At 68.9% G+C, this 26,029-nt stretch carries 27 protein-coding genes and 1 pseudogene; 14 read left to right on the top strand and 14 right to left on the bottom strand.

The window, feature by feature from the left end; all coding sequences use genetic code 11:
* The first annotated feature begins 193 nt into the window (after positions 1-193).
* The 5 genes from J2W20_RS13765 to J2W20_RS13745 all read left to right on the top strand — a co-directional run bounded on the left by J2W20_RS13765 (position 194) and on the right by J2W20_RS13745 (position 6,519).
* Positions 194-1,588, top strand: a complete 1,395-nt coding sequence (locus J2W20_RS13765) for an MFS transporter (protein WP_307007238.1) — start codon at positions 194-196, stop codon at positions 1,586-1,588.
* 1 nt (position 1,589) lies between these two features.
* Positions 1,590-2,123: a gluconokinase gene (locus J2W20_RS13760; RefSeq protein WP_307007237.1), complete on the top strand. Its 534-nt coding sequence runs from the start codon at positions 1,590-1,592 to the stop codon at positions 2,121-2,123.
* 105 nt (positions 2,124-2,228) lie between these two features.
* Positions 2,229-3,659 (top strand): FAD-binding oxidoreductase, encoded by a 1,431-nt coding sequence (locus J2W20_RS13755; protein ID WP_307007236.1) that lies wholly within the window; start codon positions 2,229-2,231, stop codon positions 3,657-3,659.
* A gap of 202 nt (positions 3,660-3,861) precedes the next feature.
* Positions 3,862-4,632 carry a hypothetical protein gene (locus tag J2W20_RS13750; protein WP_307007235.1) on the top strand — a complete coding sequence of 257 codons (771 nt, stop codon included), beginning with the start codon at positions 3,862-3,864 and terminating at the stop codon, positions 4,630-4,632.
* A 78-nt stretch (positions 4,633-4,710) separates the two neighbouring features.
* Positions 4,711-6,519, top strand: coding sequence for a cytochrome c biogenesis protein CcdA (locus tag J2W20_RS13745; RefSeq protein WP_307007234.1), 1,809 nt, complete (start codon positions 4,711-4,713; stop codon positions 6,517-6,519).
* Positions 6,520-6,977: 458 nt separating this feature from the next.
* Here the strand turns inward: J2W20_RS13745 and J2W20_RS13740 are convergent, their stop codons facing one another.
* Positions 6,978-7,730 carry an IclR family transcriptional regulator gene (locus J2W20_RS13740; RefSeq protein WP_307007233.1) on the bottom strand — a complete coding sequence of 251 codons (753 nt, stop codon included), beginning with the start codon at positions 7,728-7,730 and terminating at the stop codon, positions 6,978-6,980.
* A 137-nt stretch (positions 7,731-7,867) separates the two neighbouring features.
* On the opposite strand from J2W20_RS13740, the gene J2W20_RS13735 reads away from it, so the two are divergent.
* The 8 genes from J2W20_RS13735 to J2W20_RS13700 are packed head-to-tail and all read left to right on the top strand — an operon-like array spanning position 7,868 to position 14,107.
* Positions 7,868-9,130: an MFS transporter gene (locus J2W20_RS13735; protein ID WP_307007232.1), complete on the top strand. Its 1,263-nt coding sequence runs from the start codon at positions 7,868-7,870 to the stop codon at positions 9,128-9,130.
* A complete protein-coding gene (locus tag J2W20_RS13730; protein ID WP_307007231.1) occupies positions 9,130-9,450 on the top strand; it encodes a 2Fe-2S iron-sulfur cluster-binding protein in 321 nt (106 codons plus the stop codon). Before J2W20_RS13735 ends, J2W20_RS13730 begins: the two co-directional genes overlap by 1 nt.
* Positions 9,447-10,721: an NAD(P)/FAD-dependent oxidoreductase gene (locus tag J2W20_RS13725; RefSeq protein WP_307007230.1), complete on the top strand. Its 1,275-nt coding sequence runs from the start codon at positions 9,447-9,449 to the stop codon at positions 10,719-10,721. Before J2W20_RS13730 ends, J2W20_RS13725 begins: the two co-directional genes overlap by 4 nt.
* On the top strand, positions 10,718-12,058 hold the full coding sequence (locus J2W20_RS13720) for an aromatic ring-hydroxylating dioxygenase subunit alpha (protein ID WP_307007229.1): 1,341 nt from the start codon (positions 10,718-10,720) through the stop codon (positions 12,056-12,058). The genes J2W20_RS13725 and J2W20_RS13720 overlap by 4 nt, the downstream gene beginning before the upstream one ends.
* Positions 12,055-12,858, top strand: coding sequence for an SDR family NAD(P)-dependent oxidoreductase (locus J2W20_RS13715; protein ID WP_307007228.1), 804 nt, complete (start codon positions 12,055-12,057; stop codon positions 12,856-12,858). The genes J2W20_RS13720 and J2W20_RS13715 overlap by 4 nt, the downstream gene beginning before the upstream one ends.
* On the top strand, positions 12,855-13,439 hold the full coding sequence (locus tag J2W20_RS13710) for a 3-phenylpropionate/cinnamic acid dioxygenase subunit beta (RefSeq protein ID WP_307007227.1): 585 nt from the start codon (positions 12,855-12,857) through the stop codon (positions 13,437-13,439). The genes J2W20_RS13715 and J2W20_RS13710 overlap by 4 nt, the downstream gene beginning before the upstream one ends.
* 27 nt (positions 13,440-13,466) lie before the next feature.
* The gene (locus tag J2W20_RS13705; protein WP_307007226.1) at positions 13,467-13,640 is read left to right on the top strand and encodes a hypothetical protein; all 174 of its coding nucleotides are present in this window, start codon (positions 13,467-13,469) and stop codon (positions 13,638-13,640) included.
* A 14-nt stretch (positions 13,641-13,654) separates the two neighbouring features.
* Positions 13,655-14,107, top strand: a complete 453-nt coding sequence (locus tag J2W20_RS13700) for a hypothetical protein (RefSeq protein WP_307007225.1) — start codon at positions 13,655-13,657, stop codon at positions 14,105-14,107.
* Positions 14,108-14,376: 269 nt separating this feature from the next.
* On the opposite strand, the pseudogene J2W20_RS13695 reads toward J2W20_RS13700, so the two are convergent.
* The 13 genes and pseudogenes from J2W20_RS13695 to J2W20_RS13635 form a co-directional block, all read right to left on the bottom strand.
* Positions 14,377-14,993: pseudogene (locus tag J2W20_RS13695) on the bottom strand (recombinase family protein).
* Positions 14,994-15,220: 227 nt separating this feature from the next.
* Complete coding sequence (locus J2W20_RS13690) at positions 15,221-15,745, bottom strand: flavin reductase family protein (RefSeq protein WP_307007224.1); 525 nt, start codon at positions 15,743-15,745, stop codon at positions 15,221-15,223.
* 99 nt (positions 15,746-15,844) lie between these two features.
* On the bottom strand, positions 15,845-16,291 hold the full coding sequence (soxR, locus tag J2W20_RS13685; protein ID WP_307007223.1) for a redox-sensitive transcriptional activator SoxR: 447 nt from the start codon (positions 16,289-16,291) through the stop codon (positions 15,845-15,847).
* A complete protein-coding gene (locus tag J2W20_RS13680) occupies positions 16,278-17,198 on the bottom strand; it encodes a ribonuclease Z (RefSeq protein ID WP_307007222.1) in 921 nt (306 codons plus the stop codon). The genes soxR and J2W20_RS13680 overlap by 14 nt, the downstream gene beginning before the upstream one ends.
* Positions 17,199-17,233: 35 nt before the next feature.
* Entirely contained in the window at positions 17,234-18,067 is an 834-nt protein-coding gene (locus J2W20_RS13675; RefSeq protein ID WP_307007221.1) for an urease accessory protein UreD, read from the bottom strand.
* Positions 18,064-18,675, bottom strand: coding sequence for an urease accessory protein UreG (gene ureG / locus J2W20_RS13670; RefSeq protein WP_307007220.1), 612 nt, complete (start codon positions 18,673-18,675; stop codon positions 18,064-18,066). Before ureG ends, J2W20_RS13675 begins: the two co-directional genes overlap by 4 nt.
* Positions 18,676-18,693: 18 nt before the next feature.
* A complete protein-coding gene (locus tag J2W20_RS13665; protein ID WP_307007219.1) occupies positions 18,694-19,422 on the bottom strand; it encodes an urease accessory protein UreF in 729 nt (242 codons plus the stop codon).
* Positions 19,403-19,888 carry an urease accessory protein UreE gene (ureE, locus tag J2W20_RS13660; RefSeq protein WP_307007218.1) on the bottom strand — a complete coding sequence of 162 codons (486 nt, stop codon included), beginning with the start codon at positions 19,886-19,888 and terminating at the stop codon, positions 19,403-19,405. Before ureE ends, J2W20_RS13665 begins: the two co-directional genes overlap by 20 nt.
* 25 nt (positions 19,889-19,913) lie before the next feature.
* Positions 19,914-21,641: an urease subunit alpha gene (gene ureC / locus J2W20_RS13655; RefSeq protein ID WP_307007217.1), complete on the bottom strand. Its 1,728-nt coding sequence runs from the start codon at positions 21,639-21,641 to the stop codon at positions 19,914-19,916.
* A 27-nt stretch (positions 21,642-21,668) separates the two neighbouring features.
* Positions 21,669-21,977, bottom strand: coding sequence for an urease subunit beta (locus J2W20_RS13650; RefSeq protein WP_307007216.1), 309 nt, complete (start codon positions 21,975-21,977; stop codon positions 21,669-21,671).
* A gap of 9 nt (positions 21,978-21,986) precedes the next feature.
* On the bottom strand, positions 21,987-22,289 hold the full coding sequence (locus J2W20_RS13645) for an urease subunit gamma (protein ID WP_307007215.1): 303 nt from the start codon (positions 22,287-22,289) through the stop codon (positions 21,987-21,989).
* Positions 22,290-22,858: 569 nt separating this feature from the next.
* Positions 22,859-24,040, bottom strand: a complete 1,182-nt coding sequence (locus J2W20_RS13640) for a LysM peptidoglycan-binding domain-containing protein (protein ID WP_307007214.1) — start codon at positions 24,038-24,040, stop codon at positions 22,859-22,861.
* Between the two features lie 79 nt (positions 24,041-24,119).
* The gene (locus tag J2W20_RS13635; protein ID WP_307007213.1) at positions 24,120-24,575 is read right to left on the bottom strand and encodes a GNAT family N-acetyltransferase; all 456 of its coding nucleotides are present in this window, start codon (positions 24,573-24,575) and stop codon (positions 24,120-24,122) included.
* Positions 24,576-24,960: 385 nt separating this feature from the next.
* Between J2W20_RS13635 and J2W20_RS13630 the strand changes: the two genes are divergently transcribed.
* Positions 24,961-25,821 (top strand): transglycosylase domain-containing protein, encoded by an 861-nt coding sequence (locus J2W20_RS13630; protein ID WP_307007212.1) that lies wholly within the window; start codon positions 24,961-24,963, stop codon positions 25,819-25,821.
* Positions 25,822-26,029 lie beyond the last annotated feature (208 nt).

The following is a 26,029-nucleotide window of genomic DNA, read 5'->3' as shown; positions in this document are numbered from 1 at the left end:
GGACTTCTACATCATAGCTGTTGCACAGATCACCTCTTTAGATATGATCTAAACCTTGCCGGAATGGCAAAGAACAGATGTAAGAACCATCGGGAGTGACTATGGCGTCAGCTCATGCGGCCGCGCTGGCCAGTGCCGCGCACCGGGACTCCCAGCGAGGGAGACCATGATGGACCAAACGACAATCAGGCGGTTGTCCGACCAGGCAACCGACGTCCTGCTCAACAAGAACGGCACCTCCTCCAGCCGCCGCGGCGGCTGGATGATGATCGCCACGATCCTCATCGAGGCGTGGGACCTCTACGCGATCTCCTTCGTGCTCGTCTTCATCAGCGCCGAGTACCACCCCACGGTCGCGCAGCTCGGCCTCGTCACGGCCGGCGTGCAGGGCGGCGCGCTCGTGGGCGCCCTGCTGGGCGGCTACGTCGCGGACAGGCTGGGGCGCAAGCGGGTGTTCGTGCTCACGATGGTGCTGTTCATCGTGCTCGCGATCGCGCAGGGGTTCTCCCAGAACGTCTGGGACCTGATCATCCTCCGCGTCCTCATCGGCATCCCGCTCGGGTCCGACATCTCCAACGGCTACGCCTACATCATGGAGTCGATGTCGAAGGGCTCCCGCGAGGTCATGGGCAGCCGGTGGCAGTTCATGTTCGGCCTCGGCGAGGTCTTCTCGATCGTGGTCATCACCGTCATGTACATGACCGGCATGGACCACGCGGTCCTGTGGCGCGTGGCCCTCGCGATCGGCGCGATCCCCGCGTTCATCCTGCTGCTGGCCCGGCTCGACCTGCCCGAGACCCCGCTCTCGCTCATCCAGCGGGGCAAGTTCACCAAGGCCAAGGAAGTCTCGCTGCGCCTCTTCGACGAGCCGCTGGACATGCTCCCGAACGAGGACGTCGAGATCGAGCGGCCCAAGGTCGGGGACTTCCTGCGGGTCACGTGGGCCGACAGGACCCGCCGCCGGGCCACGATCTTCGGCTGGATCTCCAACGCCTGCCAGGGCGCGGAGTTCACGGCGTTCGGCTTCTACCTCCCCGTCATCCTCGTCAGCGCGGGCGTGGGCGTGGTGGGCGGCGGCGCCGCGGCGAACATCACGGGCACCAACTTCGTCACGGCCGGCATCTACGTGCTTGCTACCATCTCGGGGCTCGTGGCCCCGATCATGATCACCAAGATCGGCCACCGCGGCGTGTCCATGTGGGGCTTCGGCCTCGCCTTCGTCGGCCTCCTGATCGGTGCCGCCGCCCTGGGGGCGAACATCCAGTGGCTGATCGTCCTGGGCGCGTGCGTGCTCATGTGGGGCCACTACTGGGCCGCGTCGAACGGCATGACGGTCGTGTCCATGGTCGCGCCGGCGCGCTTCCGCGCCACCGCCTCGGGATTCGGCTACGTGTTCGTGAAGGCGGCCTCGTTCTTCGGCGCGTTCGTCTTCCCGCTCATGACCGCCTCCTGGGGCAAGGTCGGGGCCACGGTCGCGGTGTCCGCCCTCTCGCTGATCGGGTTCCTCTCCGCCAAGTTCATCCTGCCCGAGCTCTACGGCTACGTGGACCGGGAAGGGGCGCCCGAGGCCGCCGAGCTCAAGGCCTGACATGGAGCTCTCCCCCGAACCGGGCCTGTGGGTCGTGATGGGCGTGTCTGGCGCCGGCAAGACCACGGCGGGCCAGGCCTTGGCGGCACACCTCGGCGTCCCGTTCGGCGACGCCGACGATCTGCACCCCGCGGCGAACGTTGCGAAGATGCAGTCCGGGATCGCCTTGGACGACGCCGACCGCTCACCATGGCTGGCCGCGGTCGGGGCGTGGCTGGCCGAGCGCAGTGGCGGAGCGGTGATGAGCTGCTCCGCCCTGCGCCGGGCCTACCGGGACACCCTGCGCGAGCACGCGGGGCCGGTCAGGTTCCTGCACCTGGCCGGGGCGGCCGAGGTGGTCCGCGCCCGCGTCGAGGCCCGGGAGGGCCACTACATGCCGGCCTCGCTCGTGGAGAGCCAGTACGCGGCGCTCGAGCCCCTCGGGGACGAGGAGGACGGAATCACGGTGGGCTTCGACGAGCCGGTCGAGATCATCGTCGGACACGCGGCGGCCTTGGCCCGGCGCGTCACAGGGCACACGCGCATGGCCTCTTGACCCGCCCGAGGAGGGAGCGTAGACCGAAGGGGTCATCGGATCGCTCTGGCTGGGTTTCGCACGGTGCGGTCCGCCCTCGGTCTCGTGAGCATGCTGGAGCCAGCCATGGGTACCGAGCGCTTCGATGTTCTCCGCGAACAGGTCCGCGGGCAGGTCATAGAAGACGATGATCCCGAGTACGAGGCGGCGCGCCACGTCTTCAACGGCATGGTGGACCGGCGGCCCGCCGCGATCCTGCGGGTGTCTCAGGTCGCCGACGTCATGGCGGCCGTCCGGTTCGCCCACGGGCTCGGCATCGACGTTGCCCTCCGGGGCGGCGGCCACAGCGCGCCGGGCTTCGGGACGGTCGACGGCGGGCTCGTCCTCGACTTCTCGGCCCGCCGCGGGGTCCGGGTCGACCCCGCGGCGAGGACGGCCCGCGTCGAGGCGGGCGCGACCTGGGCCGACTTCAATCACGCCACCCACGCGTTCGGTCTCGCGAGCACGGGCGGCATCATCGGCACGACCGGCGTCGCCGGCCTGACCCTGGGGGGCGGGATCGGCTACCTGGCCCGGAAGCACGGACTCTCGTGCGACAACGTGATCTCTGCAGACGTCGTCCTCGCCGATGGCACCTTCGTGACGGCCAGCGAGACGGCAAACGCTGACCTGTTCTGGGCCCTGCGCGGCGGCAGCGGGAACTTCGGGGCCGTGACCTCGTTCGAGTTCCGGTTGCATCCGGTCGACACGGTCCACGTGGGGCTCGTCTTCTACGACGCGGCACTCGGGGCCGACATCGGCGCCTCGTACCGCGAGTGGCTCGCCGACGAGCCGGAGGAGATGGGCGCCTTCCTCGGGTTCCACCAAGGCCCGCAGGTACCGTTCCTCCCGGAGGAGTGGCACGGCAGGCCGGTTGCCGTGGTTGCCGGCATGTGGACGGGCGACGTCGACGCCGGACCGGCCCACTGGCAGCCCCTGCTCGACGCCGGACCGGTGCTCGGTTCCATGTTCGCGCCGCTGCCGTATCCGGCCCTCAACGTCATGTTCGATGGCCTCAGCGGGATCCCCGGCCTCCAGGGCTACTGGAAGGCGGACTTCCTCCGCACGCTCAGCGACGACGCGCTCCGCGTGGCGGTCGAGCACTCCCCCGGCATCCCCACCGTGCACTCGGCCAACCACTTCTACCCCATCGACGGAGCGGTGCAGCGCGTTGCACCCGATGCCACGGCCTTCCCCTACCGCGACGTCCGGTTCGCTCCCGTCATCGCCGGGCAGTGGCCCGACCCCTCGGAGAACAGCCAGAACATCCCTTGGGTCCGCGACTACTGGTCCGCCCTCCACGAGTACTCAGAGCCCGGAGGCTACATCAACTTCCAGGACACTGACGACCAGTCCAGGATCGAGGCCAACTACGCCGGGAACTACGCCCGGCTGTCCGCGGTGAAAGCAACGTACGATCCGGACAACTTCTTCCACGTCAACCAGAACATCAAGCCTGCAGCGGCAGCAGCGGCAGATGCGGTGGCCGCGCCGACTGAAGGTGCCCCCACGTTCTGAGCGAGAGCCTGGGTTCCGGCACTCCTACCTGTTCTGCGTGCCCTCAGTACTTGGTAGCCACGCGGGGTGAGGACCCTTCCACTCGACTTGCGCCTGATCAGGACGCTATTCGGCTTGACCGCCTTTACCGCCTTTCCCGCCTCTGAGGACCGTGGATATCAGGCACCGGGAGCCGGTTCCGGCCCGATCAGAGGTCGTCGCCATGGCCCAGCTCCCAGCCTTCAAGAGCTCGCGCGTCGTGCCGTCAGCGGTCGTCGCCTGCCTACTGGGTATCGGAGGACTGTCCGCCGTCGTTCCTGCTCCCTCTGTTCCGACCACCGCGGTCCGCGAGGCCACCCTGGCTCCCGATCCCGCCGTGGAGCAACGCGCGCTGGCCGAGCTCGCCCGTGAAGCAGCTGACCTGCAGGTTGCGCAGACCGTCGAGAGCGCCCGAGCGGAAGAGTCGCGCCACCGCGCTGCACAGGAAGCTGCCGCCCAGCAGGCGGCGGCACGGCAGGCGGCGGCGCAGCAGGCCAAGCGGCAGGCCGCTGTCCAGCAAGCCGCGTCAGCCGAGGCGCAGTCCCAGGCGCAGGCCTCCCACACACAGCCGGCGCAGGTCACGGCCATGCCTCCCGCGGCGGTCCAGCGGCCCGCACCCGCCCAGCCACCGAGCACCTTCATCCCGGTCGTCGGCGCCGGAGCCCAGGCCTCCGTGGACGCCTGCCAGGGACCAGTCCGCTTCACCCCCGTCACGGTGTCGATCAGCATCGCCGAGCACGACCTGTGCGGTGGATGGAACAGGATGAGCTGGATCCAGCCGGGTACCAAGGTCACGGTGCAGGGGTACGGCACGTTCACGGCTTTCGCGCGGATGGTGGTGCCCAAGGGCGCAGGGGAGGGAGTACTCGGAGGCTTCGCCGGCGGCTACCCGCCCATCTTCCTCCAGACGTGCATTCCCGGGACATCGCAGATGCTGCTCATCGCACTCCACTGACGGCCTGTGCGGGGGCCCTCGGCTGCCGTCCGGTGCCACGACCCAATCCGTGCCCGGTCCCCGCCCCGAACAGGAGGCATGGGCGAGAACATACTCATCGGCTTCCTCGGCGGGCTCATCACGGGCATCTCGCCCTGCATCCTCCCGGTCCTGCCGGTGATCTTCTTCTCCGGCGGGCTCGACAGCGCGCGGAGGCGGTCGCCGTCGTCCGTCTCGGTCCCGGCAGGCGCAGGGGGCGACCTCGGCGCCGCACGGGGTGACCTCGGCGCAGGGGAACGGCAGGCGTCCCGCTGGCGGCCGTTCCAGGTGATCGGCGGGCTCGTGCTGAGCTTCAGCCTCGTCACGCTGCTGGGCTCGCTCGCGCTCTCGGCGCTCGGGCTGCCGCAGGACGTGCTGCGCTGGGCCGGCATCGCGGTGCTCGCGGCGGTGGGGCTCGGGCTCATGGTCCCGCGGCTCGAGGAGTGGCTCGAGAAGCCGTTCTCGTGGATCCCGCAGCGCCGCGTCGACGCCCGCCGCGGCGGGTTCGGGCTGGGGCTCGCGCTCGGGGCGGTGTTCGTCCCGTGCGCGGGACCGGTGCTCGCCGCCATCACCGTCTCGGGGGCCACCGGGCGCATCGGGCCGGAGACGGTGGCGCTCACCCTCGCGTTCGCGGTGGGGGTCTCGGTGCCGCTGCTGTTCTTCGCCCTCGCCGGCCGCGGCCTCGCGGAGCGGCTCAAGGCCTTCCGGCGGCGCCAGCGGGGCATCCGCCTCACGGCCGGGGTGCTCATGATCGCCCTCGCGGCGGGCCTCGCGCTCGACCTCCCGGCCACCCTCCAGCGCCTCATCCCCGACTACACGGCGTCCCTCCAGGACCAGCTGCGCCCCTCGGCGGGGACGCCCCTGGACCTCGGCGGCCTCGTCACCGACGAGAACCGCGCCCTCTCCACCTGCACCCAGGGCGCCACCTCGCTCCAGGACTGCGGCCCCGCGCCCGCCCTGCGCGGCGAGACCGCGTGGATCGGCTCGCAGCCCCTGGACCTGAAGAGCCTGCGCGGCAAGGTGGTCCTCATCGACTTCTGGGCCTACTCCTGCATCAACTGCCAGCGCTCCCTGCCGCACATCGTCCAGCTCAATGACGCCTACAGGGCCGCCGGGCTCGAGGTCATCGGCATCCACACCCCCGAGTACGCGTTTGAGCGCGAGCAGCGCAACGTCGAGGCAGGGGTGAAGGAGCACGGCATCGACTACCCCGTGGCGATGGACAACTCCTACGCGACGTGGACCGCGTACCGGAACCGCTTCTGGCCGGCCCAGTACCTCATCGACGCCAACGGCACGGTGCGGCACATCCAGCAGGGCGAGGGCGGCTACCAGACCACCGAGGCGCTCGTGCGGCAGCTGCTCTCCGACGCCCATCCCGGGATCGCGCTGCCGAAGCCCGTCGAGTCGGCCGGCACCGCCGTCGCCTCCGGGACCACGCCCGAGACCTTCCTCGGCGTCGCCAAGCAGAACGCCTACGCGGGCTCCGGCGCCTACCGCGCGGGCCCCGGCAGCTTCTCCTTCCCCGCCCAGCAGCGCCCGGACTCGTTCGCGCTCTCCGGGTCGTGGACGCTGGACTCGCAGCGGATCACCGCGGGCTCCGCGCACGACGCCGGGGCCTCGCCTGCCGCCGCCGGGGCGCCTTCCACTCGGTCTTCGGTGCGGTTGAACTTCCGCGCCCGGCAGGTCCAGGCCGTGGTGGGCGGCACGGGGAAGCTCACGGTCACGGGGCCCGACGGCGAGCGCACCGTCGAGGTGGGCGGGACCCCGCGCTCCTACGTCCTCCTCGACGGGGACCAGCAGCGCTCCGGCGCCCTCGAGGTCGAGGCGAGCCCCGGCGTCGAGCTCTACTCGTTCACGTTCGGGTAGGGGGAGTGCGGGACCGCTTGGTAGGTCGGAACTGCGGCTTCAGACCGCCATATCAAGCGCAATGCCAAGGAATCGAGCGTGGGCGCGCGCTGGGTAGTACATCATCGACGAACCGAAACGGCTGGCTGGACCCAATTCGGCCTGCTGGACTGACTCTTCCGGAGCATCCGGGGCTCGGATGCTCTGCAAGACCCTGCACATATGTCGGCAACTCCCCGTGGACAAAGCCCCACGGCGCACGTGGAGAGGCTGGTTCGACGCTTCCGCAGCCGATGCGAGCCGACCCCAGGCTCACGAAGGGGGCGCCAATAATCGACCTTATGTCAAGCAAATGTTTCATAACCCGCATGCTGACGTCTCAGGCGGTCGCCCCTGCGGGACCGACCCCATCGGAAGCACTGGCAGCGAAGGCCCAATCGTCCTCCAGCTTCGACCACCCGGCTGGCCCTGTCCGGAGGCTACGATCCGAGCGTTTCGCTGATCTGCAGGGCAGTCTTCTTCACTGCGTCGATGATGCCCTCGGCCTTCTCGTCGTTCATCAGGAACGCAGGGCACGGGACCGAAAGGGTTCCGACGAAGACTCCTTCGTTCTGGATCGATGCGGCGGCGCTCCAGACGCCTTCGTCGATCTCCTCGCGGCTGACTGCCCAGCCGCGCTCGGCATCCCTTCTGACTTCCTCGAGGAAGCCCTCGATGCCTGAGACAGGCGGCAGCTCGCCGCGGGCGATCGCCTCCTTAGCGTAGGACAGGCGGTCCTCCTCGGCCTGCGCCGCGAGCAGCAGGTGCGCACTGGCCCCCCGCAGGGGCGGGAGGTGCTGGCCCACCTCGAAGGACAGCCGGAGCCGGCGGGGGGCCTCGATCCGGTTGGTGCAGACGGGCAGCCCCGCGATGGGCTGCACGAGGAGCACGGTCTCCTGGGTCTCCTCGGCGAGGGCCTGCATGAACGGCCTGATGACGTCGATGAGCGAGGTCGCGCGCCTGGCCGCATGGCCGAGCGCGATCACCCTCATCGTGAGGCGGTACTGGCTCCGGCCGGCCTCTTCGACCAGTCCCATGTCCCGAAGCATGGCGACGTACCGATGCGCCGAGGGCACCGGCATCTCCACCGCCTCAGCGAGCTCTCGGACCGTCGCCAGCGGTACCCGTTCGAAGGCGAACAGCAGGTCGATGGCACGTCTGGCACTGTCGGCCCCCGTCTTCGCAGCAGGCATAGCCCCTCCTTGTTGACTCGATCACACGCACTGATCTATCGTCTAATCATTCCTTGAAACTACGTTATCACACAGCGATAGAACTGGCAATGATGGCGCCTCTCCCTTCCGAATCCCTGAGAACATCTGGAGGCTCAATGTCGAGCGTCGAAGCAACCGAGGCGAAGCCTCAAACCCGAGCGGCCTCATACCGGTGGCTGATTCTTGCCGCCTGCTGGGCATCGTTCACCCTCACCTCGATAGACCGCTCCACGTGGGGGCCGGCGTCGGTCTTCGTCGGTGAGAACCTCGCTGTGCCGATCGCGGGCCTCGGGGCCTTCGCTACCGCCTACTACGTCGGCTACGTGGTCACGAACGTCTGGAGCGGCTTCGCCTCGGACGCGTTCGGGGGCCGCATCGTCCTGACGATCTCCCTGCTGGGGGCCGGCGTGACGATGATGCTGTTCGGCTCGGTCACCAGTGCCGCCGTCGGGATCGCCGTCCAGGCCATCGTCGGCTTCTTCGCCGGAGCTGACTACGCAGCCGGAATCCGCCTGATCGTGAGCTGGTTCAAGTCCAAGGACCTCGGGCTCGCCCTGGGCATCTTCACTACCGCCACCTCCATCGGCACTGCTGTCGCCAACCTCGTCGTGCCCGCGCTCATCACGGCCTCCGGATGGCGCACCTCGTACCTGCTCTTCGGCGCCATCTCGGTCGTGCTCGCGATCGCCCTGTTCTTCACCCTCCGGCCGGGCCCGCTGCTGGCCGAGCGGGGCCAGATGGCCAAGGGCGGCTTCAAGCGCGACGTCGTAGGCCTGCTCCGCAACTCGAACCTGCTCCTGACCTGCCTGGGCGGATTCGGTGCCTTCTGGGGCCTGTACGGCTTCGTCACGTGGGCGAACGCCCTGATGATCAAGGGCAAGGGCGTCTCCCCTGTCACGGCCGGGCTCGTCGTCGCCATCGCTGCCTTCGCGGCCATCGCGGCGAAGCCGATCATCGGATGGGTCTGCGACCGCTTCTTCGGGGGAGCCCGGAAGATCCCCTCGATCGTCCTGCTTGCCGCCTTCACCGCCCTCCTGATGGTGTTCGGCGCGCTCGACACCCCGACCGCCTTCATCTGGGCCGCGCCGTTCCTGGGCTTCACCGCCTACGGCTGGTCGCCGCTGCTGGTCTCCCTCGTGCCCCGCATCGTGCCCGGGACCGTCTCGGGCAGCGCCTCCGGAGTAGCCAACGGGATCTGGCAGCTCGGGAGCGTCTCGGCCCCCTTGGTCGTCGGCGCGGTCTTCGCAGCGAGCCACTCGTTCGAATCGGCCTTCCTGGCCCTCGCCGCGGGCCCCGTCGTGGGCCTCGTGATCCTCTTCTTCGTCCGGGAACGACGGGCGGAGCCAACAGTCCGGTCTGCAGAGAAGGAGACGGCGTAATGCCGAAGATCGTATTCGTCCACCCAGAGGGTGAGACGCAGGAAGTGGACGCCGCGGAGGGATCGAGCGCCATGCGCGCCGCCCTCACCGGCGGCGTCGAGGGAATCGCCGCCGACTGCGGCGGCGAGGCCTCCTGCGCCACCTGCCACGTCTTCGTCGACGAACAATGGCTGACCCAGGTGGGCCAGCCCGGGCTCGACGAGGACGACATGCTCGAATTCACCACCTGCACCCGCCAGCCCAACAGCCGCCTCTCCTGCCAGATCAGGATGCGAGACGAACTCGACGGCCTGGTACTGAACCTCCCGGAGTCCCAGTGAACACAGGAACCGTCATCATCGGCGCCGGGCAGGCCGGCGCACAGCTCGCGATCTCCCTCCGAGAGCTCGGCTACTCAGAGAAGATCACCCTCATCGGCGACGAGGAGCACCTCCCCTACCAGCGCCCGCCCCTGTCCAAGGAGTACATGTCCGGGCAGCTCGCGGACTTGGAGCTCCCACTCCGCACGGCCGACTACTACGAGAAGCACGCTATCGAAGTCGTCACCGCAGACCCTGCAGCCCGGATCTGCCGGGAAGAGGCCGCCGTGACCCTCGCCTCGGGCCGGCGAGTGCCCTACACGCAGCTCGTACTCGCAACCGGCGCCCGCAACCGCAGGCTGCCCTTGGAAGGCAGAGAGCCCGCCAACGTCCACTACCTGCGGACCAGGGACGACGCCGCGCGGCTGCGCGAGGCACTCGGCGCCGCCCAGGACATCCTCATCGTTGGAGCAGGCTTCATCGGCCTCGAGTTCGCCTCAGTGGCGCGCCTCGCCGGGGCCCGCGTCACCGTCGTCGAGATGGCCGACCGCGTCATGGGCAGGGCTGTCTCCGAGGAGATCTCGGTCTACTTCGCGGCCCGCCACACCGCGTGGGGAGCGGAGGTGCTGTGCAGCACCTCCGTCGACGAATTCCAGCGGGCCGAGGACGGCCGGGTCACCGCTGTGCGTATCGGGGACAGGACGCTGCCCGTGGACCTCGTCCTCGTCGGCATCGGCGTCATCCCCAACGCAGAGCTCGCCCAGGAAGCTGGTCTGGCAGTCGGCAACGGGATCGTCGTCGACTCCGGACTGACGACGTCGGACCCCTCTGTCTTCGCGATCGGCGACTGCGCCAGCCACCCACGCCCCGAAACGGCAGGCCTTGTGCGGGTCGAATCCGTCCAGAACGCCGCAGACCAGGCAAGGTTCCTCGCCCGCCGCCTGTGCAGCCAGGACGGCGACTACGCCGACGTGCCCTGGTTCTGGAGCCACCAGACCGGCGACAAGCTCCAGATCGCCGGGCTCGCCCAGCCCACCGACGGCACCGTCGTGCTGGGCGACCCCGGCGCCGGCCACTTCTCCGTCGCACGGGTCCGGGACGGCAGGCTCGCCGCCGTCGAATCGGTCAACAGCCCCGGCGACCACCTCGCCAGCCGCCGGCTCCTGGCCAACGGTGCCCAGATCACCGAGGAACAGCTGCACCAGCCCGGCTTCACCCTCCGCAAAGCCCTCCACGCCGCCCCGGAAGGGGCCCCCACCAACCACCGACTTCTGGAAAGGACGACACGATGACTGACATCACCACCGAGGCCGTGGACGGCCTCGTCGACATCGAGCGGGGCTACATCAGCCGCGAGCTCTTCGTCGACGCCGACCTCTACAAGGAGGAGCTCGACAAGGTCTTCACCCGCGCCTGGCTCTTCGTCGGGCACGAGAGCCAGATCCCCGAGAAGGGCGACTTCTTCACCTCCCGTATGGGCGAGGAATCGGTGATCCTGTGCCGCGACAAGGCCGGCAAGATCCAAGTCTTCCTCAACTCCTGCCGCCACCGCGGCATGAAGGTCTGCCGCTACGAGTCTGGCAACACTTCCCTGTTCACCTGCCCTTACCACTCCTGGACCTACACCACCGACGGCAAGCTCCAGGGCGTTCCCCAGTACCGCACCCTGTACGAGGGCAACCTCGACCGCGAAGCCAACGGACTCGTCTCCGTGGGCAGGATCGCCAACTACAAGGGCACCATCTGGGCCACCTGGGACAAGGACGCCCCCGATTTCCTGACCTACCTCGGTGACGCGAAGATCCACCTCGACCAGGCCCTGGACTGCCGAGACGGCCGCGCGGGCGGATCCGAAGTCATCGGCATCCACAAGTGGATCCTGCCCTCCAACTGGAAGTTCGCCGCCGAGAACTTCCTCGGCGACACCTACCACAACCCCAGCCACCGCTCAGTGGACCTCATCGGCATCGGGCCCAGCGCCGAGTCCGGGAAGAAGGGCCGCCGCGACGACGAGCTCGAGAAGGCCCAGCACATCTGGGCCAGCTTCCCCCAGGGCCACGGCGTCCACTCCGCGCTGCAGCCCACCGAGAACGAGTACATCGAGTCGTTCCTGGACAGCCCGGTCCTCGAGGAGTACTTCCGCCACTGCTACGAGGAGCGCAAGGCCCGCCTCGGCGAGGAGGCCCGGCTCCTGCCGTTCGTCGGCTCGATCTTCCCGAACACCTCCTACCACGGCCGCCAGCCGCGCGGGCTGTGCGCTTGGCACCCGCACTCCCCTACGAGCACCGAGGCCTGGCGGTACTTCCTCGTGGACAAGGACGCACCCACCGAGGTCAAGGACTACCTGCGCCGCTACTACATGCGCTACTCGGGCCCTGCCGGGATGACCGAGCAGGACGACATGGAGAACTGGCTCTATGCCACCGCGGCGAGCACCGGCACCGTGGCACGGCGCTACCCCTTCAACTACCAGCAGTCCCTCGGCCTGGCCCAGGACGGCTACGAGGGCTACCGCGGCGACATCACCCTCCAGCCCACCGAGCAGATGGCCCGCGGCTACTACCGCACTTGGCAGAACTACATGCGCGGCGCCTCCTGGGACGCGATCCTTGGCGGGGCAGGGAAGTGAACGGATCCAAGGTCGCGGTCGTCACCGGGGGGACCTTCGGCATCGGTCGTGACATCACCCTCGGCCTGGCCGAGAAGGGCCACAGTGTCGTGGCATTCGGGCTCGAGGCAGCCCAGGTCTCCAGCACCGCCGAGGGATCGGTGAGCAGCCTGCGCTCAGAGGTCGAGCGGCGCGGCCTGAGCGTGGAGGTGCTCGATGCCGACGTCACCGACGCGGCGGCAGTCGCCGGAGTCGTCGACCACACGCTTACCCACCACGGCAGGATCGACGCCCTCGTGAACAACGCCGCCGTCGGCCCCCTCGGAACGGTCCTGGACACCGACGAGGAACTCTTCGAGCGGATCCTCTCGGTGAACCTCAAGGGCCCGTACCTGACCTCCCGCGCCGTGCTGCCGCACCTGCTCGAGGGCGGCGGCGGCTCGATCGTGAACATCGGCTCCGGCGCGGGCTGGGGGAAGCCGAACATGGCCGCGTACGCGGCCAGCAAGGGCGGGCTGTTCGCCCTCTCCGCCGCGACGGCCTACGACTTCTTCCACGACCGGGTCCGGGTCAACACCGTCGTCCCTGGCGGCGGCGGGATCGTCTCCGGGATCTCGCTCGGCCGCATGGGGGCGAACGCGGCCTCGTTCGGGAAGGGTGCCGCCGGCTCGGCCGCGGGACGCCCCGTCAACGGCAACGACATCGCCAATGTCGTGGCGTTCCTCATCAGCGATGCGGCCGAGGCCATCTCCGGCACGGTCGTGGATGTCGGCTGCTTCTCCCACCAGGGCGGCCCCGTGAACAGGAAGAAGGAATCATGACCATCCAGGAAACCACCGCGGAAGCGCCAGCCGGATACCACCCCGCTCGGGACGAGACCTACTACCGTCTCAGGGCCGACCTCGAGGACTTCCTCTACAGCGAGGCCGAGCTCCTCGACAGCCGCAACTTCAAGGCCTGGCTCGACCTCTTCACAGAAGACGTCAAGTACTTCATGCCGATCCGGCGCAACGTCAAGTTCGGCCAGCACTCAGACCGCGAGAACACCCGCTCCGGCGAAGGAATCAGCTGGTTCGACGAGGACAAGTGGACCCTCGGCAAGCGCGTCGACCAGATCCTCACCGGCGTGCACTACGCCGAGGAGCCCCTCTCACGCGTCTGCCACATGGTCTCGAACGTCCAGATCCTGACCACAAGGGAGAACGAGAACAGCCAACTCGAGGCCGAAGTCCGATCCCGGTTCCTCGTCTACCAGAACCGCGTCGAGTACGAGACCTACACCTTCGTCGGCAAGCGCACCGACACCCTCAGGCTCACCGAGGAAGGCTGGAGGATCGCCCGACGGGAGATCATCCTCGACCAGAACGTCCTGCTCGCCAAGAACCTCACCGCCTTCTTCTAAACCACCAATTCACGCAAGGAACAGCCGATGATCAACATGCTTGACCTCGCAGCGGGCACCCGAATCGAGCTCGTCGACGGGCGCAGGGCAACAGTCGAGGAGAACATGGGCGATGGCCAATGGGTTGAGGCGCGGCCGGACGGCGCCGAGGCCGGCGAGCTGACCCATTCCCAGGACATCGCACGAGTCCTGCACGACTGAACCAAGGAGGGATCATGCTGCGCTTCGACCACATGCCCAGCGACTACAACCCGATGTTCCTCTTCCTCGGCAACCGCGAAGACCTCGTGGCATTGGCCGAGGTCCTCCGGGGCTACGAACAGAACCCGGCACCGGTCGACGTCCGCAAGGTGCTCCGAGACGCCGGTGGGCGCTCGAAGTTGACCATCATCCCGGGAGAGGGAAACGACGCACCCTATGGGCTCAGACCCACAGCCGACCACAACCAGTTCACCTGGATGGTCAACGCCTGGCAGGCCGGGCAGATCGCAGCCCGGATCGAGGCCCTCGCAGCCGAGGACCTCAAGTCGGGGAACGACATCATCGAACTCGGCCTCGAAGGCGAGATCCCCGTGAAGGTCTCAAGAGGCGAGTTCACCGAGAATTTCCTCACCCCCTGCCACCATCTCGACCCCGACTACCGTCCAGGACTCAGCCGGGAGCCCTGACCTCGGCTCAGGACACGGGTGCCGCCGAGCATTCACCGTTTGCACGATGCGCCGGCGGCACCCCACCATCTCCCCTCATGAGGCGTCCGCCGCCGAACCACACCGGCCGCACACCCATTGAACGGGGGCGTTCTGCGACCGAGGCGCCGGTCGCTAGAAGGGCCTTCACCGGCACGGCCCCGGATTCCTCCAGACACCGACCTCGACCAGTCGCTCCTGAAGAGCCCGGCCGAGGGCGGAAGCACTGGCTGGGGGCTCTTGTTCCGACGTCAGCGCCCTGACTGCTTCGAGAGGTGCCGGTAGGTGGTCGGCCGAGTGACTCCGAACTCGGCGGCGATCTGCGCCACCGTGTGGACACGCTTACCGTCAGGGCCGGTCTCCTCGTACATCTCCCGGGCCAGGCGCACCTGCCGTGGTCCGAGCTTGGGCTTCTGCCCACCGGTGCGGCCGCGAGCCCTGGCCGCCGCGAGGCCGTCACGCGTCCGTTCGGACATCAGTGCGTGCTCGAACTCCGCGATCGCACCGAGGATGTGGAAGAACATCTTCCCCACCGGGGTCGAGGTGTCGATCCCCTGGTCCAGGACCACCAGGTCCACGCCCGTGGCCTCGAGGTGTTTGGAGACCTCGATCAGGTTTTCTAGCGACCGACCGAGCCTGTCCAGCTTGGTACCACCAGCTGGTCCCCCGCCCTGTTCGCCGACAGCAGCGCCTTCTCCAGCCCAGGCCGGGAGGCGAGCTTCCCGGAGGCCGAGTCCACGAAGACCTGCTCGCAACCGGCCGCCGCAAGAGCATCCTGCTGGGCATCTACATGCTGGTCCCTCGTCGAGACCCTTCCGTGCCCACCCGCATGCGCGAACCGTATCAGCAACAGGGGAAAGCAAAACATAGTCGCGTACACGACAAACATTACAGATCGAGCCTTGGAAATCCGTGGCAGCTTAAGGGTGTCTACGAACTGTCTCAGAAACGATCGTTTCCACACATGAGCGGACGCGGGCGTTCTTGACGATCGTACGGCCAGAGGAAGCGTCGTCTGACGCCCGAGCTCGAGGCGAGTGCCGGCGTCGACGCCTACTCGCTCACCTCCAGCGAGGCCCTCGCACCAGCCGAGAATCAGTCGACCCGCGAATGCGCGCCCAGCGCGTGGAACGCGCGGTCGTGGTACACGAGCGGCGCACCGTGGTGCCCCTGGGCGAGCACCTCGAGCACGGTCGCGGCCAGCAGCACGGAGCCGCCCACGGGCACCCGGTGCGTGATGGCGCAGCGCAGCGCCCAGGGCGCGGCGCGGAGCCAGGGCTCACCGGTGGGGAGCTCCTCCCAGTCCATCGCGTCGGTGAACCGGGGGGAGCCAGGGGTGGCGAACGTGCGGACCAGGCCGACCTGCCCGGCGTCGGCGAGGTGGACCAGGACGGTGTCCGCCTCCGCGATGTGCACGGCCGAGCGGCCGCCGGAGACGGACAAGGCCAGCGAGGGCGGATCGACCGCCACCGACGCGACGGAGGAGGCCGTGAGCCCCACCGGCCCCTCGGGGCTCGCGGCCGTCACCACGGCCACCCCCGCCGGGTGGGAGCGGAAGGCGTCCCGGAAGAGGGCGGAGTCGGCGCCGGAGACGCTCAGGAAGGTCGGGGTCACAGTCATGCCTGGTCTTTCGTCGGGGCGCCCGAGCACCTCGGGACCTCCTACGACGCTAGGACCTCAACAATCGTTGAGGTCAATCGAACGTGACCATTGTCACCCCTACGGCTCGAGTGCCGAAGCCCCGGACGTGCCGAGCCTGTCCTCCGGGTTGACGAGGCTGCAGGTCGAGAGCGAGAGGCAGCCGCACGCGATGCACCCGTCGAGCCGGTCCCGCAGGTGCTCGAGCCGCGCGATCCGCCCGTCGATCTCGTCGCGCCACGTCCTCGAGAGCCGGCCCCAGTCCTGCTGGGTGGGCACGCCGTCGTGCGGGAGCAGCTCGAACGCGTCCGCGACCGTGGCCAGCGGGATGCCGGCGCGGTGGGCGGCCTTGATGACGGCCACGCGCCGCAGGATCGAGCGCGGGTAGCGCCGCTGGTTCCCGGACGTGCGGCGGCTGTGGATGAGCCCCTGCCGCTCGTAGAAGTGCAGCGCGGAGACGGAGAGCCCGCTGCGCGCCGCCAGCTGGCCCACCGTCAGCTCCTCCGCCTCGCCGCTACCCGTCGCCATCGCGGTCCCCCTCCCCCATCCAGGCCCCGCGCCGCCGCGGGAAGCCGAACCTGTCCAGGTCCGCGGCGGCGCGCACGACGGCGTTCCCCGCCCGCCGCCGCGCCTGGCCTTCCAGCCCGCCCACCTCGGGATACCGGGACGAGAAGTGCGTCAGCACGAGGTTCCGGGCCCCGGCGGATCCGGCGAGCGCGCCCGCCTGCCCGGCGGTGAGGTGGAGGTACTGCTCGGCGAGCGCGGCGTCGTCGTCGCTGAACGTGCACTCGGCGACGAGGAGGTCGGCGCCGTCGGCCAGCGCCTCGGCACCCTCGCACGGGGCGGTGTCCATGACGAAGGCGAAGCGCTGCCCCCGCCGGGGGACGCTCACGTCCTCGAGCCGCACGCGGCGGAGGCGGCCCTCGCGCTGCAGGCGCGCCACGTCCGGGCCGCGGATGCCGGCGGCAGCGAGCCGCTCCCGCACGATCGTGCGCCCGTCCGGCTCGGCGAGCCGGTAGCCGAAGGTGTCGATGCGGTGCCTGAGGGGCTCCACCGCGAGCCCGGCGGCGATCTCGCCGGCCGCGCCGTGCGGCACAAGGCGCAGGTCGATCCCCGGCGTCGACACCGAGACGAGGGCCCGGACCGTGCCCTCCCCCGAGGCGGGGTAGTGCAGGTGGACGGGATGCTCCACGCGGTCGAGGGCCAGGCGCGAGAGCACCCCGGGCAGCCCGTAGCAGTGGTCCCCGTGGACGTGGGTGAGGCAGATGCGCGTCACCTTCGTCGCGGCCGCGCCGGCGTGGATCATCTGCCGCTGCGTGCCCTCGCCCGGGTCGAAGAGGATCCCCTCACCGTCCCAGAGCAGGAGGTAGCCGTTGTGGTTGCGGGCCCGGGTGGGCACCTGCGAGGCGGTGCCGAGGACCACGAGTTCGCGCATCTGCCCAGTATCGCCCGCACGGCTCCCCAGCAGCGTCAGTACTTGCGCAGGTCCAGAGCGCCCTGCCCGTGCCAGGCGGCGCGGAGCGCGTTGACCACGGCCAGGAGGAGCCCGTCCACGGCCTGCGTCGAGCGGCCGAGGACCCTCAGCGCGAATCCTGGCACGGGCAGGGCCGAGACGCCCCCGAGCAGGTCCCCTGCCCGCTCGGCGAGGAGCGCCCTGGCCAGGCCCACCGTCTCCTCGCCCGCGCGCGGGTCCACCACGAGCAGCGAGCCGAGGTGGGAGCGGCCTTCGAGCAGCCCGAGGGCCGCCATCCCGCCCCGGCTCGCCGAGGGCTCGAGGACGAGGTTGTCCAGGGCCACGGGCCGGCCGCCCATGGTGACCTCGGTGCGCAGGCGGAGCCTCTCGTAGCCGAACGGCGCCCCGGACGGCGACCAGCCCGGGGTCACGACCTCCGCCACGACGAGGCTCGCGGACGGGTCCATCTCGATCCGCGTCTCCTGCTCGTAGCGGGAGGCCCGGTAGGCGATGAGCTGGTCCGGGAGGTAGTCGAACCGGCTCCCGGGGCCGAGCCGGACCGTCAGGTCCTGGGCGACCCGGTCCCGCGGCGTGCGGTACACCTTGGTCGCGGCCTGGGTGGTGAGCAGCAGCTGGGCACCGTCCTGGACGGTCACGCCCAGGCGGTAGCGGTCGCCGTCCAGGTACGCGCCGCCGGGATTGACGACGACGTACGTCACCTGGCCGGTCCCGTCCAGGTACATAGGGCGCAGCACGCGCAGCGCCCCGCGGTGGTACTGCGCGGCGGCCACGGACCGCTCCCCCCGCAGGCCGATCACGAGGTCGAGCTCGCCCCGGGCGAGCAGGCTCATACGAGGTCCACCATGAGGACGTCGTGCTTGAGCCAGTGGACCACCTGCTCGAGCCCCTCGTCCGTCTTGAGGTTCGTGAAGCAGAAGGCCTTCTCGCCGCGGAATTCCCGCGAGTCCGCCTCCATCACGGACAGGTCGGCGCCCACGTGCGGGGCGAGGTCCGTCTTGTTGATGATGAACAGGTCCGACTTGATCATGCCCTGCCCGGCCTTGCGCGGGATCTTCTCCCCCTGCGCCACGTCGATGATGTAGATGGAGAAGTCCACGAGCTCGGGGCTGAACGTCGCCGAGAGGTTGTCCCCGCCGGACTCGATGAAGATCACCTGCAGGTCGGGGTGCGCCTCGATGAGCCGGTCCACGGCGGCCTGGTTCATCGAGGTGTCCTCGCGGATCGCGGTGTGCGGGCAGCCGCCGGTCTCGAGGCCCACGATCCGGTCAAGCGGGAGCACGCTCGTGCGCGCGAGGATCTTGGCGTCCTCGACCGTGTAGATGTCGTTCGTGATGGCGGCCATGGAGATCTCGTGGCTCAGCGCGCGGGTCAGGCGCTCCACGAGCTGGGTCTTGCCGGCTCCCACAGGGCCGCCGATTCCGATCTTCACCGGGTGCATGCTGCTGTCCTTCCGTCGTCAGCTCATGAAGAGCCGGGCCCTCTGGGTCTCGTGCTGCATCTGGGCGATCTCGAGCCCCGGCGGCACGGCGCCGAGGTCCCTGCGCTCGAGCCCGCGGATCCGGTCCGCGGCTGCGTCCACGCGGGGCCGCAGGGCGCCGAGGACCCGCTGGCCCGCGTTCTGGCCCAGGGGCACGCCGCGGACCGCGTTCTGCGTCAGGGTGGTCACGGCGGAGAACAGGTACGCGCGCACGAGGTCGTGCGCGGGCACGCCGTGGTCCGCCCCGATGAGCGCGAAGGCGATGGCCTGGTGCCCGCGGCAGCGCCCGGCGTCCACGAGCTGCCCGTACCGCTCGAGCCGGGACCCCGGCAGCGCGTTCCGGCCGATCTCGATCAGCCGCCGGCCCATGGTCACCCCCGCGGTGCGGAGCTGGAGCGGGAGGGCCTGGGCGTGCAGGAGGGCGTCGAGGTCGTCGAGGTCGTCCGCGGCGCCACGTTCGACGCCGGCGCTCGCCTCGGCGGCGAGGCGCACCGCGAGCCCGTCGGCCGGCACGAGCTGGTGGTCGAGGAACTGCTCGAGCCACGCCCGGAAGCTGGCCTCGTCGTGGACGGCGCCGCGGTCGAGGTAGGTCTCGAGCCCGAAGCTGTGGGCGAAGGCCCCGGTCGGCAGGGCCGAGTCGCACAGCTGCAGCAGCGGCAGGAGCCAGTCCGTCACGTCCGCGCGCCCGTCAGTGCGTGTGCCCGGCATGGCGGAACGGCACGGGCATCACCCGGTCGCCCCGGGCGTAGGGGACCCGGTGGTGGTCGAGGTAGTCCTGGACGGTGTGGTCGTACTGGACCACCATGACCTCCGCCCCATACTCGGAGGCGGCGTCGAAGAACTGCGCCTGCAGGTGCCGGTTGCCGAGGGCGTGCGCGGTCACCCCCATTTCGTGGATCGACCGGGGGGCGATCACGAGCACGTCGGTGGCCTCGACGGAGACCACGACGACGCCGTGCTCGTCCCGCACGAGGATGTCGCCGTCCCGGAGGTCGCCGTCGGGCCCCGGGGCCGCGGCGAGCCGCAGCCCGATCTCGCGGCCGTGGTCCGTCGTGACCCGCTGGATGCGCCGGACGAGGGCGGCGCTGGGCAGCACGACCTTCTCCACGTGCAGCCCCTCGAGCTCGTCGTCGGTGAGCTCGGAGACGTTGCCTGCAACGGCTTCAACGATCATCGAGAAGACCATCCTTCCGTCAGCCTCAGAAGAGGAAGTAGCGCTGGGCCATCGGCAGGACGTCCACCGGGTCGCAGGTGGCCTGCTCGCCATCGACCCTGACCTCGTAGGTCTCGGGGTCCACCTCGATCTGCGGCGTCTCCCCGTTGAACTTCAGGTCTGCCTTGCGCAGGTTCCGGATGCCGCGGACCGGGCGGACGCGCTTTCGCAGGCCGAGGGCCTCGGGCACGCCGGCGTCCACGGCTGCCTGGGACATGAAGGTGATCGAGGAGTCGTGCACGGCCGTGCCCATCGCCCCGAACGCGGCGCGCATGGTCTGCGGCTGCGGCGTGGGGATCGACCCGTTGGAGTCTCCCATGAGCGAGCTGACGATCTGGCCCCCCTTGAGGATCGCGTAGGGCTTGACGCCGAAGAACGCGGGGTCCCACAGGACGAGGTCGGCGAGCTTGCCCACCTCGATGCTGCCGATGTACTCGGCCACGCCGTGGGCGATGGCCGGGTTGATCGTGTATTTGGAGATGTACCGCTTGATGCGGAAGTTGTCCCCGCGGGCGCTGTCCCCCTCGAGCTTGCCGCGCTGGGCCTTCATCTTGTCCGCGACCTGCCAGGTCCGGATGACGACCTCGCCCACGCGGCCCATCGCCTGCGAGTCGGAGCTCGTGATCGAGAAGACCCCCAGGTCCTGCAGGACGTCTTCCGCCGCGATGGTCTCGGGCCGGATCCTCGAGTCCGCGAACGCCACGTCCTCTGGGATGTCAGGGTTGAGGTGGTGGCACACCATGAGCATGTCGAGGTGCTCTTCTTCGGTGTTGCGCGTGTAGGGCAGCGTGGGGTTGGTCGAGGCCGGCAGCACGTTGGGCAGCCCGGCGATCCGGATGATGTCAGGGGCGTGCCCGCCGCCGGCTCCCTCGGTGTGGTACGTGTGGATCACCCGGCCGGCGATCGCCGCGATGGTGTCCTCGACGAAGCCGCCCTCGTTGAGCGTGTCCGTGTGGATGGCGACCTGGACGTCGTACTGGTCGGCCACCTTGAGCGAGTTGTCGATGGCCGCGGCGGTGGCCCCCCAGTCCTCGTGGACCTTGAGCCCGATCGCCCCCGCCTTGATCTGCTCGGCCAGCGGCCCGACGGAGCTCGCGTGGCCCTTGCCGAGGAAGCCCACGTTGAGCGGCACGTCCTCGACCGCCTTGAGCATGTTCGCGAGGTTCCACGGCCCGGGCGTGACCGTGGTCGCCTTGGTGCCCTCGGCCGGGCCGGTCCCGCCGCCGATGAAGGTGGTGATCCCGGAGTTGAGGGCGGTGGCGAACTGGTCGGGGCTGATGAAGTGGATGTGGGTGTCGATCCCGCCGGCCGTAACGATCCGGCCCTCCCCGGAGATGACCTCGGTGCTGGGCCCGATCACGATCGTCACCCCGTCCATGATGTTCGGGTTGCCGGCCTTGCCGATCGCCAGGATCCGCCCGTCGCGCAGCCCGAGGTCGGCCTTGTAGATCCCGGTGTAGTCCAGGACGATCACGCTCGTGATCACCGTGTCCGCCACCTCGAGGTCCCCGGGCGCACCGTCGCGCACGGTGTTGCCGTCCTGGCCCATCCCGTCGCGGATGACCTTCCCCCCGCCGAAGACCGCCTCGTCGCCGTGGCCGGTGAGGTCATCCTCGATCTCGAGGAAGAGGTCTGTGTCGGCCAGGCGCACGCAGTCGCCCCGGGTCGGTCCGTAGAGGTCGGCGTACTGGCGCCGGCTCATCTCGAAGCTCATGGATCTCCTCCTGCCGCCGGGTCCGATTCAGTCGAGGGGTCCGTTGACGGCATTGGAGAAGCCGTACACGGCCCTCGCCCCCGCCATGGCCACCAGGCGGACCGTCTTCCGGTCCCCCGGCTCGAACCGGACGGCGGTGCCCGCCGGGATGTCGAGGTGGAAGCCGCGCGCGGCCGCGCGGTCGAAGTCCAGGGCCGGGTTCGCCTCGGAGAAGTGGAAGTGGGAGCCGACCTGGATGGGCCGGTCGCCGGTGTTGGTCACCGCGAGCTCGACCGTCGCGCGCCCCTCGTTGCACACCACGGGGCCGTCGGCCAGGACGTATTCGCCGGGGATCATGGGCTGCTCCTATCGGATGGGATGGTGCACGGTGACGAGCTTGGTGCCGTCGGGGAAGGTGGCCTCGACCTGCACGTCGTGGACCATCTCGGGCACGCCGTCCATGACGTCCTCGCGGGTGAGGATCGTGGTCCCGTGGCTCATGAGCTCGGCGACGGTCCTGCCGTCCCGGGCGCCCTCGATGAGCTCGTAGGTGATGATCGCCACGGCTTCGGGGAAGTTGAGCTTGAGCCCGCGCGCCTGCCGCCGGCGCGCCAGGTCCGCCGCCACCACGATCTGCAGCTTCTCCTGCTCGCGGGGTGTGAGGTGCATGGGCAGCTCCTTGCGCGCGGTACGACCGGGGCGGACCCCTTCACCCTAGGACCGGAGCCGGGGGTTGTCGCGCACGGGAGGGGAAACTCCCCGGGAACTCCCAGACGCGCGGCCCCTAGACAGGGAACCATCTGAAAGTCACCTCTTGGGAGTCACCTCCTGTGGGTGCTCTTAGCTGCTTGATTCAGGACCACCTGCCCCCGGACCGGCGTGCTGTGACGGTTTCTCTCGGCCCGCTGCTTGCCGTGCACCAACGAGCCCAGGCAGCACGGACCCCACCCTTGTAGAGGGAGCGTGAGACGAACCGCACCGTCACGGACCGCCACGGCTGATCGCTTGCGGCCTTCCCCGCGCGCCGGAGCCCAGCGCCGGTGACGAGCAAGGAACACGGCGGCCCAGAGGACAGGCTGGGCGAGCACGACGAGGGGGAGGCCGATGTCTCCCCAGAGAGGCCCGCCGTAGCCGAGGATCCGCACCGCGCTCGAACTCGTGCGTGCGCACCACAGTCGCTGCCGTCGCCGGCCAGTCCTCGTGAAGGGGCCTGGCCAGGAACCAGAAGCTCGTGACGGTCATCTGTGGATGGGTTTGGTCAGATCGAGGCTGATGGTTTGACCTGGGGCCAACTCTCCCGAGGACAGATCGGCGAAGGAGTACCAGACGGTGCTGGTGCCCGTGACTGGGCGGTTCGCCCGTTCCAGATCCGCGACCTCCGGCACTCCGAAGCGAAAGGCCACCTGACGCTCGGTGTCCCCCGGCGCGGTGGTGTAAGTCAGGGGAATCCCGTCGGCGTCGGCGGTGAAAGTGCCATGCGCACCCTCGATCGTGACTTCACCAGGTACGAGTCTTACCTTGGTCCCGGGCGGGATGGGCCGGTCTGCTGTGAGGGTCGTGTTCCACCGCAGCAACTGATCTGTGGTGCAACGGAATTGGTAGCCGAGGCTATCGAAAGAGTCACCGTCGACGGTGGTGTAGTAAACGGCCTGGCCGAAGGAATTGCTGACGCTCGTCCCTCGACCGGATCGGCTGTCAACGGGGTTCTTCTGGAGCTGTATGTAGGCGCCAGTCCGGACAAAGTAGACATTCCCTTTCTCGTACGTGAAGGCCACCTTGTTCGCCTCGGCCAGCTGTTCTTCTGTGATTCCAAACCGGTAAGTAATCCCGCCAAGGGTGTCACCGGGCTCGATGGTGTAACCGGTGGGTATACCGTTCGTATCCACGGTTGCCGTCCCTTTCGCACCGTCGATTGGACCTGGAGCGGGGATCAGTCGAAGCCTGGTGTTGGGCACCAATGCGCTGCCGGGCTGAATCCCGTTGAATTCAGCGAGTTTCCTCTCCGTCATGCGGAAGGACGCAGCCACAGCCGCTGTCGTGTCACCCGGGACTGCGGTGTAGTAATCGACGTTGCCAAAGGAGTCGGCAACCGTAGGTCCAGCCAGGGCAGCTTTTCCAGAGCCGGTCGGTGTCGCCGCCGGGGTGACTGCCACGCCGGTCGGGACCGCAGCAGTGCTGCCGGGATGCGACGCCAGCGTCGAGGCGGCCAGCACACTCGCAGCGACTGCCGCTGCAGCAAGCCCGGCGACTGCGTAACGCCCCCAATAGCGCTTGGCGGCCGTTCGGCGGAAGGTCACAAGCGCACCATACATCCGTCTCTCTATGAGCGAACGCAACAACAACCGCGTCAGGCGTATCGAACTCAAGGTCGTGATACTGATCAAATACGCTTGGGCGCGGTGTTTCAACTGAGCTGGCATCTAACGGATGTATCCGACGAAGTTCATGACTTCGCAGAGGGTTGGCGGCGGAACCGATTCTTGAGTGCGCGCGCGATCCCTATCGTGACGCTTCGAAGAGGATCAGATCTGCTCGTCCGTCGTCTGCTCTCACCCCACGGATTTCCTTGGTTCGGCCTCTGGGCTGGAACCCCAGGGCCTCGTGCATCTGGATCGAGGCGGTGTTGTGCTCGTTGGCGAAGTAGTAGGCAGTGGACGACCGGGTCCAGATCCACTCAAGCCGTGCTCGTGTGAGTGCGGACCCGATTCCGAGCCTTCGGCTCTTCGGCCCGACGACAACGCCGCCCAGATAGTGGCCTGCTGGTGCGGCTCCGTCGGGTTCTTCGTGGAAGTGGGTCTTGGCCATGCCGACGACTTGGTCGTCCGAAACCGCGGCAAGGACAACCCTGTCCTTCGATCGGGCGATCATCGCGGCGGTCCATCGCGGCCGATTGCTGGCGTCGCAGAGAGCTTCAACCGCGGCCAGATCGTCCGGAGTCGCTTCGCGAATCAACATGAGAACAGCGTATTCAGGGAACTATTGTCGGCCCGTGCCCGGTCCTCGATGGCGAAGCGCGCCGGCCCGCCTTCCGGGGTAGGGGGCCGTTTGCTCTGAGGTTCGTCGCCTAGACTGACCCGGCCCGCCCTCTCCATGGGACCACCTCGCTAACCTCAGGAGCCCGTTCACCATGGACTATCAGGCCGACACGACGCCTTCGCCACCTCCACGCCTCCATGGGCGCGGGGTCACCCCGTTGGGCCCGGTGGACGCCGAGCCCTCGGCGCCGCCGCGGGGCTGGAAGGACCGCCGTCGACTGCCGGCCCTGACTGCGCCAGAGCAGGAGGACCGCGAGCCTCGCGAGCGGCGTCCGCGGGGGCACCTGCCCCGTTTCCCGCAGCCATTGAAGCCCAGGCGGGGCAAGGACAGGAAGCCTCGGGGCCGGTTCCGCAGAGCCCTGCGGCTCACGGCGGTCGTCAGCGTCGTCGCGATCGTCGCGAGTTTCGTCACAGCGATCGCCTACAACTGGATCACGCCTCCGCGCACCGCGTTCATGCTCGAGGCCGGCGAACCGACCGTGTACCAGTACGCCTCGCTCGACCACATCAGCCGCTACACGGTCGCGTCTGTCATCGCGCATGAGGATGAGGAGCTCGGGACGCGTGTGGGCGCGTTCTCCATGAACGACTTCACAGCGCGGGCGCAGGCCTTCGCATCGGGACAGCCTGATCCGAGCGGTTCGACCGTCCCCCAGCAACTCGTCAAGAACATCTTCCTGTGGCCGAGCCAGGACCCGCTGCGGAAGGGCATCGAGGCCGGGCTCTCCGAGGAGTTCGACTTCCTCATGCCGAAGAGCCGGATCATGGAGCTGTACCTCAACTACGCACAGTTCGGCCCGAAGCTGTTCGGCATCTGCGCGGCGAGCTGGTACTACTTCAACACGCCACCGTCGCAGCTCACCCAGTACGAGTCTGAACAGCTCATGGGGGTGCTCCCGGACCCCGACAACGTGCGGCGAGCGCCCAGCGGCGGCCTCGACATCAGCGCGAGCGCGAATCCCGAGGCGGTCGATCTCATCAACGGCGCGGCGAACGTCTGGGTCCCCCAGCAGCTCGCAGGGATGGGCGGCTGGCAGGCCGCCGTCAAGACCATCGGCATCACGGACACCGCGGCAGACCACGCGGCGACCGAGGGCAACCCGGACGGCTGCTCGACAATGCCGCAGGACGTCGCCAAACGACTGCAGTCCGAGGGCGTCGGCTAACTAGCCCTGGCTCACTGCGGCCAGGGGTACAGGGACGGGGCAGCCCGGTGAAGGTGCCCATGCTGCCGTCTTCTTCGACGAGGAGTTTGCCGTGCTCGTGCGATCCGGCGGCGTGCGCGAGGGCGGCGATGACGAGCTGGAGGTTGTGGCGGTCGGACCTGTCGCAGCGGGCGTCCGTCCCGAGCCAGACCCGGCCTTCTTCCTGCTG

The organism is Sinomonas atrocyanea (genome assembly GCF_030812675.1).
Taxonomy (GTDB): Bacteria; Actinomycetota; Actinomycetes; order Actinomycetales; family Micrococcaceae; genus Sinomonas; species Sinomonas atrocyanea_B.
Note: the sequence above shows the minus strand (reverse complement) of the source record. Positions and strands in the feature narration are given on the sequence as shown.